This window comes from Clostridium sp. 1001271B_151109_B4 (assembly GCF_015670405.1).
Taxonomy (GTDB): Bacteria; Bacillota; Clostridia; order Clostridiales; family Clostridiaceae; genus Clostridium.
On sequence record NZ_JADPBQ010000004.1, the window covers coordinates 151,523 to 167,006 of the forward strand.

Annotated in this window: 16 protein-coding genes; 2 read left to right on the plus strand and 14 right to left on the minus strand. The window is 27.8% G+C overall.

The window, feature by feature from the left end; genetic code table 11:
- Positions 1-89: 89 nt before the first annotated feature.
- From I4V63_RS04460 to I4V63_RS04490, 7 genes are all read right to left on the minus strand, one after another.
- Positions 90-629 carry a DUF4342 domain-containing protein gene (locus I4V63_RS04460; protein ID WP_196000096.1) on the minus strand — a complete coding sequence of 180 codons (540 nt, stop codon included), beginning with the start codon at positions 627-629 and terminating at the stop codon, positions 90-92.
- 383 nt (positions 630-1,012) lie between these two features.
- Entirely contained in the window at positions 1,013-1,165 is a 153-nt protein-coding gene (locus I4V63_RS04465; RefSeq protein ID WP_196000097.1) for a zinc-ribbon domain-containing protein, read from the minus strand.
- Between the two features lie 274 nt (positions 1,166-1,439).
- Positions 1,440-2,786 carry an MATE family efflux transporter gene (locus I4V63_RS04470; protein WP_196000098.1) on the minus strand — a complete coding sequence of 449 codons (1,347 nt, stop codon included), beginning with the start codon at positions 2,784-2,786 and terminating at the stop codon, positions 1,440-1,442.
- Between the two features lie 262 nt (positions 2,787-3,048).
- Positions 3,049-5,052 (minus strand): FAD-dependent oxidoreductase, encoded by a 2,004-nt coding sequence (locus tag I4V63_RS04475; protein ID WP_196000099.1) that lies wholly within the window; start codon positions 5,050-5,052, stop codon positions 3,049-3,051.
- Positions 5,053-5,247: 195 nt separating this feature from the next.
- The gene (aroQ, locus tag I4V63_RS04480; RefSeq protein ID WP_196000100.1) at positions 5,248-5,694 is read right to left on the minus strand and encodes a type II 3-dehydroquinate dehydratase; all 447 of its coding nucleotides are present in this window, start codon (positions 5,692-5,694) and stop codon (positions 5,248-5,250) included.
- 290 nt (positions 5,695-5,984) lie between these two features.
- Entirely contained in the window at positions 5,985-6,854 is an 870-nt protein-coding gene (locus tag I4V63_RS04485; RefSeq protein WP_196000101.1) for a shikimate dehydrogenase, read from the minus strand.
- Between the two features lie 272 nt (positions 6,855-7,126).
- Positions 7,127-7,312 carry a hypothetical protein gene (locus I4V63_RS04490; RefSeq protein ID WP_196000102.1) on the minus strand — a complete coding sequence of 62 codons (186 nt, stop codon included), beginning with the start codon at positions 7,310-7,312 and terminating at the stop codon, positions 7,127-7,129.
- A 359-nt stretch (positions 7,313-7,671) separates the two neighbouring features.
- On the opposite strand from I4V63_RS04490, the gene I4V63_RS04495 reads away from it, so the two are divergent.
- Complete coding sequence (locus I4V63_RS04495) at positions 7,672-9,033, plus strand: dicarboxylate/amino acid:cation symporter (protein ID WP_196000103.1); 1,362 nt, start codon at positions 7,672-7,674, stop codon at positions 9,031-9,033.
- 49 nt (positions 9,034-9,082) lie between these two features.
- On the opposite strand, the gene I4V63_RS04500 is transcribed toward I4V63_RS04495, so the two are convergent.
- The 3 genes from I4V63_RS04500 to I4V63_RS04510 are packed head-to-tail and all read right to left on the minus strand — an operon-like array spanning position 9,083 to position 11,079.
- Positions 9,083-9,838 (minus strand): hypothetical protein, encoded by a 756-nt coding sequence (locus I4V63_RS04500; protein ID WP_196000104.1) that lies wholly within the window; start codon positions 9,836-9,838, stop codon positions 9,083-9,085.
- A 1-nt stretch (position 9,839) separates the two neighbouring features.
- Positions 9,840-10,712, minus strand: coding sequence for an ABC transporter ATP-binding protein (locus tag I4V63_RS04505; RefSeq protein ID WP_196000105.1), 873 nt, complete (start codon positions 10,710-10,712; stop codon positions 9,840-9,842).
- Positions 10,713-10,716: 4 nt separating this feature from the next.
- Positions 10,717-11,079 carry a GntR family transcriptional regulator gene (locus tag I4V63_RS04510; RefSeq protein ID WP_196000106.1) on the minus strand — a complete coding sequence of 121 codons (363 nt, stop codon included), beginning with the start codon at positions 11,077-11,079 and terminating at the stop codon, positions 10,717-10,719.
- Between the two features lie 394 nt (positions 11,080-11,473).
- Between I4V63_RS04510 and I4V63_RS04515 the strand changes: the two genes are divergently transcribed.
- On the plus strand, positions 11,474-12,031 hold the full coding sequence (locus I4V63_RS04515; RefSeq protein ID WP_196000107.1) for a CYTH domain-containing protein: 558 nt from the start codon (positions 11,474-11,476) through the stop codon (positions 12,029-12,031).
- Between the two features lie 294 nt (positions 12,032-12,325).
- Here I4V63_RS04515 and I4V63_RS04520 read toward each other — a convergent pair whose 3' ends face one another.
- The 4 genes from I4V63_RS04520 to I4V63_RS04535 form a co-directional block, all read right to left on the minus strand.
- Positions 12,326-13,444: a M56 family metallopeptidase gene (locus I4V63_RS04520; RefSeq protein ID WP_196000108.1), complete on the minus strand. Its 1,119-nt coding sequence runs from the start codon at positions 13,442-13,444 to the stop codon at positions 12,326-12,328.
- A gap of 9 nt (positions 13,445-13,453) precedes the next feature.
- Positions 13,454-13,831 carry a BlaI/MecI/CopY family transcriptional regulator gene (locus I4V63_RS04525; RefSeq protein ID WP_196000109.1) on the minus strand — a complete coding sequence of 126 codons (378 nt, stop codon included), beginning with the start codon at positions 13,829-13,831 and terminating at the stop codon, positions 13,454-13,456.
- A gap of 58 nt (positions 13,832-13,889) precedes the next feature.
- Positions 13,890-14,078 carry a hypothetical protein gene (locus tag I4V63_RS04530; RefSeq protein ID WP_196000110.1) on the minus strand — a complete coding sequence of 63 codons (189 nt, stop codon included), beginning with the start codon at positions 14,076-14,078 and terminating at the stop codon, positions 13,890-13,892.
- 223 nt (positions 14,079-14,301) lie between these two features.
- Positions 14,302-15,306 carry a polysaccharide deacetylase family protein gene (locus I4V63_RS04535; protein ID WP_243280444.1) on the minus strand — a complete coding sequence of 335 codons (1,005 nt, stop codon included), beginning with the start codon at positions 15,304-15,306 and terminating at the stop codon, positions 14,302-14,304.
- Positions 15,307-15,484: the final 178 nt, after the last annotated feature.

Here is a 15,484-nt window from a genome sequence, read left to right on the forward strand (position 1 = left end):
AAATTATACCATCGTACAAAATATTTCTAAATAATTCACTAAAAAATAGAAAAGCCCTGAAAATAATTCAAGACTCTTTTTATAATATTTTAGTTTTCTTCATATCCTTTTTTAAAATCTTTTTTTATATTACCTGCTGATTCTGATACCTTTTCAAAAACATCATTTACTCCACCACAATTCATATTAGGTCCTCCAACTGAATACTTATACCCACAGAATAAACCTATTATTAATAATATTACAGTTGGTGGCATAAATAGTATTAGTAATATTATTGAAATTGTTAAAGATATTCTTATTGGTTTTTCATTATCCTTTTTAATTTCAAAATAATTCTTATTTCCTTTAGAAATAACCTTTCCTAAACATTTAAATATTCTTCCAATAACTTCTCCAATTCCACCATAGTTTTCGTCCTTTTTTTTACTGTTATCTTCTTTCTTTTGGTCTTCTTCTTTTACTTCAATAATAGTAGTAGTTTCATTATTTTCTACCTTTCCATTTCTCTCTAAGTAAATTATTGCATCTAAAAGATCCCAATTACATTTTTCTAATACTTCTTGTGCCTCTTCATTAGTTACATGCGCTTTCTCCATTAATTTTTTAACCATTTCATTTCTTTCCATTTATATAACCTCCATAAACCGAATTCTAAATTCCAGATAAATTTATCTTTGTTGTTTACTATGGTTATATAATACTTTAAGTAGATTAATCTAAAATATAAGAAAGATTAAAATTAGATTAAAAAATTAATACGAATTCTAGTATAAAAATGATACTCAACCTAAATTTATTAAAAAAGCAAAAAATTCAATTCATTATAATGCACAAAATACCTATAGATATTCTCTACATCCTAATGAATAGGCTTAGCTTGTACTTAAACAATTACTACCTACTTCCAATAATAATAATATATTAAAAGAGTTCTTTCATTAACGTTTTCTTGTTGATATTATAAATAAAAAAGGTTGTAGTTTAAACTACAACCTATAATAATCTAAAATTATCTTCTATTTTGTTCTTTTTTAGCTCTTCTACAAGATACACATCTTGTTGGCTCGTTATCGAATCCCTTTTCTTTGTAGAATTCTTGTTCTCCTACTGAAAATACGAATTCACTTCCACAATCTCTACATACTAATGTTTTATCTGTCATAAATATTCCTCCTAAAATTAAAGATTCTAAATTGATATAATAATCTCTAATTTTCGAGAAACTATTTACCTAAATGAAACTTTTTTTGTTAGCAACTTTGCTACTCTCTTATAATAACATAGTATTTATTCAACTGCAACCTTTTTTGATTATTTTTTATAAATAATTAAAATTAATCTATTTTATTCCAATAAAGCATAGTATTTTTAATTTTAGAATCATTTTTCATATATAATACCGACTCAGCTTTATATTTTCATTATCTCTTTTAATTTTAATTGACGATTTTATTTTTCTTCCATTTTCCTGAATAAAAATATATCATACACATTATTAATGATACTAGTGTCGCAACTGGAGCTGCAAATCCTATTTCATATAAAGTAATATCTTGCACTTTACTTAATATATACGACCCTGGAATACGCACTAAAAATGTTGCTATACAGCTATGAATCATCGGGAACATAGAATGTCCACATCCACTAAAGAATGAATTCATACAAAATATAAAGGCTACTAAAATACAATCTATACTATAAGACCTTAAATACAATGCAGCAGATGATATTACTTCAGAATCTTTACTGAACATTGCTGTTAAAGTACTTCCATACCATTGTGAATATAAACAAAATATCACTCCAAATATTAATGAAAACCCAATTCCTACATATAATGATTTTTTTGCTCTCTCAATTTGGCCTGCCCCCATATTTTGAGCTGTCATTACTGCAATAGCTGCCCCAAAGGCTGATGGTATAAGCATTGCAAAAATTATTATCTTTTCAACAACACCTACTGCTGCTGATGCAATTAATCCCATATTATTAATTATTACTGTTATTAATAAAAATGATATATTAATTAATCCATCTTGCATTGCAATAGGAAGTCCTAATTTTAATATATTACTTGTCTTATCTGATTTAATCACTATATATTTTCTTTTAAATCTAACTGCAAATTTTGATTTGCTTATATAAATACATGCGAATATTAAACTAATTCCCTGAGCACTAATTGTTGCAATTGCAGCACCTGCTGCTCCCATTTTAAATACACCAACTAATAAAATATCTACTACAATATTAATTACACATGCAACTGCTACAAAATATAGTGGTACCTTTGAATTTCCTAATCCTCTTAATATTCCACTAACTACATTATATCCTACAATAAAAGGGATGCCTGCTGAACAAATTAGTATATACTGCTTTGTAAATTTGACAGCTTCTGTTGGAGTATGCATCAATGAGGTTATCTGCCCTGAAAAAGAAACCATAATTATAGTTAAAATTATAGCTAATATAGTAAATATACTTATCATTGCTCCTATAGTTTTAACAACTTCTTTATCTTTTTTAGCCCCTAAATACTGTCCAATTAATACTGTTCCACCTGTAGTTAATCCCAATATTACACCTGTTATTGTTTGCATAACCTGACTCCCTGTTGCAACTGCTGAAACACCTGCTGTATCGGCAAATTGCCCTACAATTAATAAATCAGCTGCACCATATAATGCTTGAAGCAAACTTGCAAGTAAAAATGGTAGTGCAAACCTTAATACTGTTGTTGATATTCTTCCCTCTGTTAATGTTAATTTTTCTTCCATAAATAAAAATCCTCCCGAAAATCAAAAATGCTGGATAAGATAGTTGGTCTTATCCAACCATCTTATCCAGCATATAGCAATCGTATATACCCTCCGATGAACAATAAAATGATATCATAATTTATAAATAATGTCAATTTATACATAAGCTACCTGTCTTATTTTAGAATATTAAAATAAAAATAACTATCAATAAACTAATTTATTGATAGTTATTTTCGTGTTTTACTTTATTTAGATTTTAACTTTATTTATATCTATATTATAGAGCTCCAATTCTCTTAAGTGTATCAGTAATATGTCTACCTTCTTCAACACCTTCAATAATTCTTCTAGCTCTAACACTATCACCAATGTTAACAACTTCAACATTAGTTCCAGCAAAGTTTTCTTGTAATGACGCCATTAATGGAGAGTGTGCTCTCATTCCTAAACATACAAATCCATAATCAAAGTTAATTTCTTCATCAGCTCCATCTTTATTAACTATAAAGCTGCTATCTTTAATTTCTAATAATGAAGTTTCAACTCTTACATCTACTTCTTTCTTCTTAAGCATAGTCATAAAGTCAAGCTTAGTTATTATATCCATTCCATTTCCTACAGCTGGCATTCTTTCAACTATAGTAACGTGAGCACCCTTATGAGCGAAGTATTCAACTACATCTAGTCCAACAGCTCCTCCACCGATAACTCCTATTTTCTTTCCTTCTAAGTCCATTTCATTGAACTTTTCAATATTATTTATTAATCCAAATATTGATAATACTTTTGAATCTTCTTTATCAACTCTATCATGTAATCCTGTAATTGGAGGTAATAATGGAGTTGATCCTGTAGCATTAACAACTACATCTGGTTTTAAGTTTTCTATTGCTTCCATTGTAGCAGTAGTGTTTGTAAATATATAAAGATTTCTTAACTTCTTAGCTCTGTTAATTAAGTAATTTGGGAAATCATTAATTCTATCTTTAGCTGGTAATTTAGCTATTTCTCTAGATAATCCACCTAAGTAAGGTTTAGCTTCAAATAAGAATGTTGTACATCCAACTTCAGCAGCTGTACAAGCAGCTTCTAATCCTGCAGTTCCTCCACCAATAACAACAACATTAACTGGCTTGTTTACTTTCATAGAAGTATGAGCTTCTTCTCCTAAAATAACTTCTGGATTTATTGTACATCTTACTGGTCTGTTTATTCCGATTCTGTGACCAGCACATCCAATGTTACAAGATATACATTTTCTTAATTCATCTTCTCTTCCACTTTTAACTTTGTTAACCCATTCTGGATCAGCTATAAGTCCACGTCCCATTGCTAATAAATCAGCATGTCCTTCTGCTAATATTCTTTCAGCAACTTCTGGATTTCTTATGTTTCCTGAAGTTATAACTGGCTTATTAAACTTTTCTTTGAAAGCTTTGGCCATGTATGATCTCCAACCATCCTTTAAGTAGTTAGCATCTATTTGATATTGAAGTGTATCGTTAACTGCAGCTGATACATTTAATATATCAATTTCATCAATAAGGTATTCCATCATTTCTAATGTATCTTCTAATGTATTTCCACCTTCCATGAATTCATCTGCACTAAATCTAAAGCTTATTGGGAACATTGGCCCTACTGCAGCTCTAACTTTTTCTAATACTAATTTAGGGAATCTTACTCTATTTTCTAAACTTCCACCAAATTCATCAGTTCTCTTATTATATAAAGGTGATAAGAATTGGCATAGTAAGTAAGAGTGTCCTCCGTGAATTTCAACTGCATCAAATCCAGCCATTTGAGCCCTTCTTGCAGCATCTGCATACTTATCAGCAATTGCATATATTTCTTCAACTGTTAATGGTCTTGGAATAGCTCCACCAGTTTTTGAAGGTACATTTGAAGAAGATACTGGAGTATTTCCTTCTATTCTTCCTGGTACAGCTGATGCTCCAGAGTGATTTATTTGAATAGCAACACAAGCACCATGTCTATGTAATCTTTCAGTTAATCTAAATAGATTTGGCATATATCTATCATGATCTAATCTAATTTGAGTTGTTCCGTTTGAACCAACTGGAAAATCAACACAAGCATTTTCTACGATTATTAATCCAGTTCCACCTTTAGCTCTCTTTTCATAATATTGAACATGCTCTTCAGTGAAATCTCCCATAGCTCCACCGTAGTTTGTTCCCATTGGAGGCATAGCAACTCTATTTCTAATAGTCATATTTTTAATTGTTAATGGTGTAAATATGTTTTGGTACTTATTCATCCTACATTCTCCTATAAATTATATATTGATAAAGTTTTAACTTTTGTTTTCATATCATTTCTTACATAAGTATAACTCTATTCGAACTATAAATCTAATTAATATTTTCAGCTTTTTCAATAGATATAATCTATGAATTTTAGCTAAATTAAAAAAAGGCTGTGCACAGTGCAGCAGCCGTTATTTATTCAAATCTTATTTATTTCTAGTGATATAGTCTTCTAAAGCTTCCATAGCTAAAACATAACCTTTTTCACCAAATCCACACATTTGTCCAATGCAAGCTGGAGCTGTTTTAGATTCTTTTCTGAATTCTTCTCTAGCATGTACATTTGAAATATGAACTTCTACTGTTGGGATTCCTGTATTTCCTTTTATTGCATCGTGTAAAGCTATGCTGTAGTGAGTATAAGCCCCTGGGTTTATAACAACACCATCAAATTTTTCAAAGTATGCTCTTTGTAAGAAATCTATCATAGTTCCTTCACAGTTACTTTGAAGAAGAGTTATTTCGTGTCCTCTCTTTTCTCCCTCTTCTTTTATATAATCACATATTTCAGTGAAGCTCTTTGCTCCGTATATTCCCTTTTCTCTAACACCTATCATATTTATGTTTGGTCCGTTTATTACCATGAATTTCATATATATTTCCTCCTAGATGCACTTATGCACTATTCTATTTTATTTCGTATTATTTTTTAATGAAACACCTACTCCTATTCGTCGTAGGTTACACTTTGTGTAACTTCAACTAGCCAAATTTAAATTTGGAGTTTCAGTCAAGTTCGCTTTGCCAAATTACCAAGTAGGTAAGTTCCACTAGCTAAATCTAAGATTTAGAGTGTCACCTAAAATTTGGAAGCTTTTTAGGAAACACCTACTCCTATTCGTCGTAGGTGTAAGTTCGCTTTGCCAAATTAAAATTTGGAAGCTTACTTATCTCCGAATAAGTATTCTTTCATGTGTTCTATTGGCATTTCTTCTCCAGTCCAGCATTTGAATGCTTCTGCACCTTGGAATAACATCATTCCTAATCCATTTATTGTTGGACATCCAACTTCTTCTGCTAATTCTAATAATCTAGTCTTAGCTGGTTGATATACAACGTCACTTACTATAAGATCTGGTCTTAACATATCTTTTTCTATGTAAGTTTGACCAACGTATGGTTTCATACCCATTCCAGTACCATTTGTGAATATTACTGAAGTAGCTATTTCTGCTCTTAAAGCTTCTTTATCTTCTAATCTGAATAATTTAGCTTTACAGTTAGTTTTTTCGTTTATCTTCTTAACTGTTTCTTCTGCTCTTGCAAAGAATTCATCATCTTGGTTGAATATTGAAATTTCAGCTACTCCATCTAAAGCCGCTTGGATACAAATTGCTGTAGCTGCTCCGCCAGCTCCAACTATAGTCATCTTCTTACCGATAATATCAAATCCAGCATCACTTAATGATCTCATATACCCAACACCATCAGTTATGTGTCCAGTTAAAACACCATTATCATTTATAACTGTATTTACTGCTCCTGCAAGTTCTGCAGCTGGAGTTAATTTATCTAAGTATTTATGAATAACAGTTTTGTTTGGCATTGATACATTGCATCCTCTAGCTTGCATTGCCTTTAATCCCTTTACTGCATCTTCTAATCCATCATTACCAACTTCAAACGCAAGATAAGCATAATCTAAACCTAAGTATCTGAATGCTTCATTATGCATCTTTGGTGAACTTGTATGTTTAATTGGTGTTGCTATTAATCCTATTAATGTAGTATAACCTGAAATACGTCTTTCCATTGTATTCTCTCCTTTATAGTAAACAGCTTACTTTATCTTAAGCTATTATTAATCAATTTAATCCGTCTTAGTATTTTTTAATAAAAATAATGAACGTTAAATATTTAACACTTAATTCTCTTTTATTATATTCCAGCACTCTATACTAATCCAATTGATTTTAACCACATTATTCATAGATAAAAGCTATATATTAATCACGTTGCATAACTACAGTTTATAAATACATAAAAATAATGATGAATTATAAATAATTCATCATATCAAATATACTATGCTATTGATTCTTTATTTTTCTTCATCCATTTATAATACTTCTCTTGGCATTCTGTAGAACAAAATTTATTACCATTAAAATAGTCTACATAATTAGTATCCTCATTACAAATGCTACATTTAAGTACTTCTTTAACTTTCATCATATTATATTGCCCCATGTTTATCTTATTAAATTTCATTTTGTATGCCCCCTTACAGTTTATATTTATATAAATATTTTATCACTTTTTCATTTAATAAGTAATTCTTTTTATAGATATTTTCTATAATTATTATAGTTTTTATCTATAGATTGATTTTTATATTTCTTTGTAGTTTTTTGTATCTTTATAATTACTTTTTAAAGTCATACAACTTCCTTTATCATCTAATAGTTAAATTATTGACATCTTATTTTATCTAATATATTATTTACATAACGTTAAATAATTATATTCCACTAATAAAATATTAAACACTTAATTTTAAACTATTAATAGATAACCTTTACAAGATTTTTCTATCAAACAACTTATATTAATTATTGGGAGATAATTTTATGAAATTTAATTTTACAAAAGGAAAAAACCACTCTACTACCCTGGCTATAAAAATGGGAATATCCCTTGTATTAGCCTTAATTGTTGGTACTGCTTTCATTTTATTAAGAGAATCATTAATCGCTAATGACAAATCCTCAATATGGAATGTCATTAATAGTATTCTATTTCAAGATATAACTACTGAAGAAGGAAGAAATTCTTTAGGTATTTTCTACATACTAGGCCAATTGTTTATTAACTGCCTTCAATTAATAATAATTCCAATGGTATTTTCATCAATAGCCCTTGCTATGTGTCATATTAGTGATACTAAAAAACTTGGGAGAATATCTTCAAAAACTTTATTAGGTTTTTTAATGACATCTATATTTGCATTAGCAACTGCTTGTACATTGGGATTTTTTGCTTATAAACTAGGATTTTTCAATGTTAATCTTTCTAGTAACACTGCTACATCTGTAACTATCTCTACTGGAAGTAATCCTCTACTTGTAATACTTAATGCAGTTCCAAATAATATAGCTAATGTTATGGCTAATAACTCAATGGTATTATCAATAGTATTTTTGGCTGTCGTTGTTGGATTATGTATTAATGCTTTAGATGAAAGAATCTTAGTTTTAAAGAATTTACTTATCGATATAAATAACATAATTAGTGTATTTTTAGGATTTATTATAACTAAGTTTAGTCCATTTGCTGTTTTTGTGTTAATTACTAGAACTTTTGCAGTATATGGCTTAGATCGTTTAAAACCAGCATTAGCCTATATGTTTACCGTTGCTGTTTCATCAATACTATTCTTTGTTATTGCCTATCCACTATTTATTTATATAAACACTAAATTAAACCCTATTGTGTTCATGAAAAAAACTGCTAAAGTTGCTCTTTTAGGTTTTTCAGCAGCTGCTTCTTCTGCTGCGTTATCATTAAATGAAAAAACAACTGTTGAAGAGCTTGGAGTTAATAAAGATATTGCTTCTTTTGTACTACCTCTAGGTATGACTATTAATATGAACGGTACTGCAATCATGCAAGTTATAGCCGCTATCTTCATTGCAGCTAGTTCTGGATATAACCTTACTATTCAAAATGTAATATTAATAGCAGTTTTAGCATTAATAGCTTCTATAGGTACACCTTCTGCACCTGGTTCATCATCAATAATACTTTTTACAGTATTAACAGGTATGGGATTTAATAACGAAGCTACACTTATAGCTTATTCATTAATTATTGCTATAAATAGACCTATAGATATGTTGATTACTTGTTTAAATGTAATTGGAGATTCTGCAACTGCAGTAGTTGTAGCAAATTCTGAGGGTTGCTTAGATAAAGAAATATATAATAGTTAATATTAAAAGGAGTATCTATAATAAATATAGATACTCCTTAATTTATTATTTATCTTTCTTTAATTACAGCTTTTCTAATTAATAAAAATGATACTCCACTTAAAATTATTGCTATTACTAAAAGTGTTATTATACAAGCAAAAACATTTATTGGATTAAATCCAAATATATAATCAAGAAATTTATTTATTTTCATTGCTAACCTTGGATTTGTTATCGAACAATTACCTGTAAACATTATAAGTGCTACTGGAATAACTGATACTATTACTTTTACATATTTATTAGATCTATAATAAATCATATTAATTACTATTCCTACTATATATGCTAAAAGACATAATGAAAATTGAAATAATATTGTATTTATAATTGTAGTAAAACTATTGCTTTGCACCCATACCCCATTATAAACACTATTCATTCCATCTACTAAATTTCCATAAGACATATCATAAAGGGTTGGATTATTAATAATAATATTGTTCAATCTATTAATAATAATATCTATAATTGACATTACTAATGCTATTGGTACACTTGATATCAATAGTCCCTTAATAAAGCTACTTCTTGATACACCATTACTTTTGGCAAAATAGAAATTTGACTTAAAGGAGTTCAATCCACAAACAAACAAGAAAATTACAGTTGCAAATTCTACTCCTGACATTGTGATATTTACTCCATCAACATAATTACTTATACATATAGTTATTCCTATAACAATAACTATCAAATAGTATATCATTGCTGATTTCATTACTGCTTGGATATTCATTTTTGCAATCTTTAAACTTTTCATCTTAAATCTCCTCCTTTTCAGTTAAATATATAAATAACTTTTGCAATTCAACCTTTGAAAACTTTAACCCCAAATCTTCTGCTAACTTTTTATCCTCTTTAGTTAAATTACCTATTATAGTGGCAGATTTAAATGATGTTATTTCTTCAACATTTACTATATTTTTTGCTTCTACAAATTTATCAATATTTTCAGTTAAGCCTGAAACTGTATATGCCTTATTTAATAACTCTTCAGCTTCATCACTACTTATAACTTTACTATTATTTAAAATAATTACTTTTTCTATTAAATTTGAAACCTCCTCAATAATATGAGTAGATAAAATTATAGTTTTAGGATTTTCTATATAATTTTCCATTAACACTTTATAAAATAACTCTCTATGATTGGCATCAAGACCAAGCACTGGCTCATCAAAGATTAAAACATTTGCATTTGAAGCAAGTGTAGTTATTATTTTACATATAGAATTATATCCTGTAGAAAGATTTTTTATCTTAGTATTTATATTTAAATTAAATTTCTTTGCTAATTCTAAGGCATATTCACTATCAAAATTTTTATAAAATTCTTTAGTCCATTTAAATATTTCTTTCACTTTATAATCTGATGGATATAAAGTTCTTTCTGTCATAAAATATATTTTTTCTAAAGCATTATCATTTTCATAAATAGTTTCACCATCAATAGTTATTTCACCCGAATCTACTACTGCTCTATCTGTAATTAAATTTAATAAAGTAGTCTTTCCAGCTCCATTTCTTCCTAATAGACCATAAATTTTATTTTCTTCAAATGTTATATTTATATCTTTTAAAACTTGTTTTTTGTTATAACTCTTATTAACCTTTTTAACCTCTATTATAGACATATCCTTACCCCTCTTTATTAATCATTTTTATGATATCTTCTGTTGATATATTTAACTTCTTTGCCTCATCTAAAAGTGTAACTATATAATCACTAAAAAAGCTTTCTTTTCTCTTATTCATTAGTAATTCTTTACTTCCCGCTGAAACAAACATCCCCACACCTCTTCTTTTATATATAACTCCTTCATCAACTAAAATATTAAACCCTTTTCCTACAGTAGCAGGGTTTATTTTATATTTTACTGATATCTCTGTAGTTGATGGTATCATTTCATCCTCTTTGAATATCCCTTTTATAATACTATCTTCTATTGCTTGCGCTATTTGAATGTAAATTGGAATATCATTGTTAAATTCTATAATCATATTATTTATCCAACCTCCTTTTCTATAGTTAGTTAATTGGTTCATTACTTATATAACTAACTATATAACCCACCTATTTATTTGTCAATATTTTACTTGGATATTTTTTCAACAGAAAAATAAGTTAATACCGAATCTCAAGTATTAACTCACTTAACCTATCTATAAAATATATTTACTATTTCATCACTATTAAGTAGCTTATCTATAAAAAGTCACTCAACACCTTCTTTAATATAATTTATCTTTATAAATATATATTTCATCATATTTATATTACAAATTGAATTTATTCCTATTAAAATAAAATGCCCTTTACTTCATTATTTTTAATACACATTATTTATTGTATAATGTAACTATTATTATTTAAAATTGAGAGGAGTCACATTTAATGAAAGAATTAGAAACTAGAGTAATGGATATTGATGTTGATGATATTAGAAATAAAATGAAATCATTGGGTGCAATTAAGGTTAAATCTGAAGACCAAGTTAATGAAATATATGATTTTGAAGATGGTAGACTTTTAGCCGCTAAAGGATATGCTAGAGTTAGAACTACTATTGATAGACTTACAGGGAAAGAAACTGTATTTATGACTACAAAAAAAATGTTAAGTCAAGGCACTTTTAAAGTTATGGAAGAAAATGAAACTATTGTTGAAGATGGAGAAATGGCTAGAAGAATATTTAAATCTTTAGGTCTTGTGCTTCAAGAATCTATTTCTAAATATAGAGAAAGCTATAAAATTAATGATTCTTTAATTGAAATTGATATTAATGATAAGAGTTTTTGTCCTTTCCCTTACTTAGAAATTGAAACTACTTCTGAGGAAAAGCTTGAAGAAATTCTTAAATTAATTGGCTATACTTTAGCTGACACTACTTCTAAGACTATTTATGAAATTTTAGCTGAAAGAGGAATTGAAGGCAAAATCAAAGGGCGATAATTGTTCATCATGGTAGATGAAAAAAACAAATGGATTATCTACAGGAATTAGTATAATTTTCATTAAGAATTTATATCCTCATTTCCAGAAAAACTGCTAAAGCTTCGAATGTCGTTTTACTCCCTCAGCTTCTTCACGCAGTTTTTCTTCCAATAAGGATTAAATTCTAAAATTCAATTATAATATTCCTTCCGATACTCCATTTGCCTTTTTCTTAATTGCCATATTTTATAACTTTAATCCAAGGCTAATTTGGGTTAGCTAATGTTTATACTAAAAATAGTAATAATTTTATTAATGACAATGTCTAACATGGTGTAGTACTTCACCTGTTTCCGTATCAATTGATACTATTGCTCCTCTACTTGATGAATTTATTTCATTATCCATCATCATTCCTGAATCCCTAATAATTGAAATAGTTTCTTCATAAGTTTTTCCTTCTAAATTAATTTCATTATCTCTATCCGTAGTAGTTGCAGTAACGCTAATAGCTGTTGTACCTACTACTAATCCTAATATTAATAAACCTGAAAAGACTTTTTTAAACTTGCTTGTTTTCTTTACATTTAACATCATTATTAATCTCCTTTTTATATACTTTTTATCACTACATAAATAGAGACATAAATTATTGGGGATCAAACTTACATTTTCAATGATACTTATTACAGTATTTCCATATTCTTTTCTTTGAGAATACGACATATTTTCTGCAACTATTTCATCACATGATATCTCACACCACTTTTCTATATTACTATTCATAATATAAATTATTGGATTAAACCAATTTAATGCTGTAATCAATATTTGAACAAATTTTATTAGTAAGTCCCTTCTTCTTAAATGAATTAATTCATGTATTATTACGGGTTCTAAATTATCACTGCATATCATATTATCTGGGAATATAATTACTGGATTAAATATTCCTACAAGCATTGGAGAATTAGCAATAAAACTTTTTCTTACATATATTTTTGAAGTTATATCCAACTCTCTTTTACATCTATTTAGTATATTGCTAAATTCATTATCTTCATAACTAAAACTTATAACTTCTTTTATAAATTTGTTATAACAATAAATATTCCATAAAATAAATATTACTGTCCCAAGTATCCACACTATAAATAATATCTCTGCTATACTTAATATACTGCTTTTCACACTTATTTCATTAAATGCTACATTAAAATAGTTTATAGTAATGCCTTTAGAATAATTATTAAAATTACGGAAAAGTAATACTATAGGAAAACCATAAAATATAATATTTATTTTTAAAATAAAAAAGTGAAACTTTGCAGAAAATATTTTGCGTGTTATAAAAGACATACAAAAAAATAACATAAAGAAAATTGTTCCTGAAATAGTTATCTTTAAAATAATTTTTAATATTTCATTCATATCAGCCTCCTATTTATCAGAAAACCAATCTTTTAGTTCTTCTATTTCTTCTTTATTAACCTTTTTCCCATAATATAAAGCTGATAAAAATTTCTTTACTGAACCTTTATACATATCATTTAATATACTTTGTGCTTCCCTCTGTCTATATTCCTCAATAGTAACAGATGAAATATAATAATTTGATCTTCCTTTTTTAACACAAGTTAAAACATCCTTTTCAACCATTCTAGCTAAAAATGTTGCTATTGTTTGGCCTGACCACTTTTTACCTTTTTCTTTTTCAATTATATTTAATAGCTCCGATGATGTTACTTGTTTATTAAGTCCCCATATAATTCTCATTATATCCATTTCTGTATCCGATAATTTTTGAAATTTTTTCATGATGCACATCACTCCATTAACCTTTTTCACTACACGTCTGTAGTATATATTAAACATACTACAGATATGTAGTGAATGTAATATATTTATTTACTTTTTCAAACACCTTATTACTCCACCACCCTAGGTTATTACCACTCATTCCAAATGATTGTGATTCATATAAATTTCCTAAATCATCTTTAACTTCTATGACTTCTGATTTTTTTGACTTATATAATTTATCTATCCCTAAGATTACTTTCATTAAATTCCATATTATAGCTACATACATTAGTCTTTTTTTAACTATATAAAGTTTCAACTTTTTTTATTTATTATATTAATACTATATACCAAAAAAGAGTTATATTAAGATTAAATTTTAAACTCAATCTTAATACAACTCTCTTTATTGTTAACTTAAATATTATATAATTTATAAAATAAATTAAACTTTCCTACCAAATATTTCAACCAATAATTATATGCTATTTTATAGTTCTAAATTCAAAGCCTTGGCTTTGTAAGTACTCTATTATTCTTGGAAGAGCTTTTACTGTTTCCTCTTTCCCATATGTATCATGCATTAAAAGAACTACACTATCTGCATTAGGACCTAAAGCTTCTACCCCTTCTTTAGCACATTGTACTAATTCATCAGCATTTTTCTTTTTCCCTTCAGCATCTTTATTCAATGCATTCCAATCAACATTATAGTATTCATTTTGTTCCATAGCCTCTTTCATTGCAGTACGGCCTTCCCATGACCAATATCCACCTGGTAATCTAATAACCCTTGTTGAGAAATCTTCACCTAATACTGCTTTCATTGAGTTTTGACTCTTTTCAAGATCTGATATAATGTTATTTACATTCATAGTTTTATTAGGATATAAGTATGAATAATCATGACTATATGTATGATTTCCTATCGCATGTCCTCTTTCAACTTCTTCTTTTAATATTTCTTTTGCTTCATCACTCTTATCTATTGATGAACCTAAAACAAAAAATGTTGCTTTAACATTATATTTATCTAATATATCTAATACTTGTGGCGTATTTGTTGTTGATGGTCCATCGTCAAAAGTTAAATAAACTACCTTTTTACCATCAGTTCTTACTGGATACTTTTTTGTCCCATTTAAAAGACCTTTAGTATTTTCAGCAACCACTGCAGCATCATCAGCGTTAGAATCTTCTTCAAATGATAAGTAACCACTATTATCTAATTTATTTTCTTCTACCTTATCCTCATCATTTGCTTCATCCTTATTATTTTCTGCTTCATTTTCATTATTAGCCTCTGTATTATTACTTGTCCCATTTTGATTTTCATTAGGAATTGCAAGTTCTAACCTTTGTTCTTTATGCTTTGGTATAAATTTAATACATAAAACTACTGCTACTACTATTAATATACTGCCTAATACAATAGTTACTTGTCTTTGCCTTTTTTTCTTCTTATTTCTCTTATTCATTCTTTTACCCATCTTTCGCTGCCATCCTTCCCCTGAATTACATTTTATTTCAATACGAATTTTCTCTTCACTACTAATATACAATATAACTATAGGTGAATTCGTTACAAAAGTGTTACAAATAAATAATAATATTAATACAAAAGTATTTTATAGCTTTTTATATTTATTTTTCTTATATACTTTTTTT

Excerpts from the sequence above, each read along its gene's own strand:
- I4V63_RS04460 (WP_196000096.1), bottom strand. The coding sequence starts at position 629 with ATGGAAAGAAATGAAATGGTTAAAAAATTAATGGAGAAAGCGCATGTA.
- I4V63_RS04465 (WP_196000097.1), bottom strand. The coding sequence starts at position 1,165 with ATGACAGATAAAACATTAGTATGTAGAGATTGTGGAAGTGAATTCGTA.
- I4V63_RS04470 (WP_196000098.1), bottom strand. The coding sequence starts at position 2,786 with ATGGAAGAAAAATTAACATTAACAGAGGGAAGAATATCAACAACAGTA.
- I4V63_RS04475 (WP_196000099.1), bottom strand. The coding sequence starts at position 5,052 with ATGAATAAGTACCAAAACATATTTACACCATTAACAATTAAAAATATG.
- aroQ (WP_196000100.1), bottom strand. The coding sequence starts at position 5,694 with ATGAAATTCATGGTAATAAACGGACCAAACATAAATATGATAGGTGTT.
- I4V63_RS04485 (WP_196000101.1), bottom strand. The coding sequence starts at position 6,854 with ATGGAAAGACGTATTTCAGGTTATACTACATTAATAGGATTAATAGCA.
- I4V63_RS04490 (WP_196000102.1), bottom strand. The coding sequence starts at position 7,312 with ATGAAATTTAATAAGATAAACATGGGGCAATATAATATGATGAAAGTT.
- I4V63_RS04495 (WP_196000103.1), top strand. The coding sequence starts at position 7,672 with ATGAAATTTAATTTTACAAAAGGAAAAAACCACTCTACTACCCTGGCT.
- I4V63_RS04500 (WP_196000104.1), bottom strand. The coding sequence starts at position 9,838 with ATGAAAAGTTTAAAGATTGCAAAAATGAATATCCAAGCAGTAATGAAA.
- I4V63_RS04505 (WP_196000105.1), bottom strand. The coding sequence starts at position 10,712 with ATGTCTATAATAGAGGTTAAAAAGGTTAATAAGAGTTATAACAAAAAA.
- I4V63_RS04510 (WP_196000106.1), bottom strand. The coding sequence starts at position 11,079 with ATGATTATAGAATTTAACAATGATATTCCAATTTACATTCAAATAGCG.
- I4V63_RS04515 (WP_196000107.1), top strand. The coding sequence starts at position 11,474 with ATGAAAGAATTAGAAACTAGAGTAATGGATATTGATGTTGATGATATT.
- I4V63_RS04520 (WP_196000108.1), bottom strand. The coding sequence starts at position 13,444 with ATGAATGAAATATTAAAAATTATTTTAAAGATAACTATTTCAGGAACA.
- I4V63_RS04525 (WP_196000109.1), bottom strand. The coding sequence starts at position 13,831 with ATGAAAAAATTTCAAAAATTATCGGATACAGAAATGGATATAATGAGA.
- I4V63_RS04530 (WP_196000110.1), bottom strand. The coding sequence starts at position 14,078 with ATGAAAGTAATCTTAGGGATAGATAAATTATATAAGTCAAAAAAATCA.
- I4V63_RS04535 (WP_243280444.1), bottom strand. The coding sequence starts at position 15,306 with ATGGGTAAAAGAATGAATAAGAGAAATAAGAAGAAAAAAAGGCAAAGA.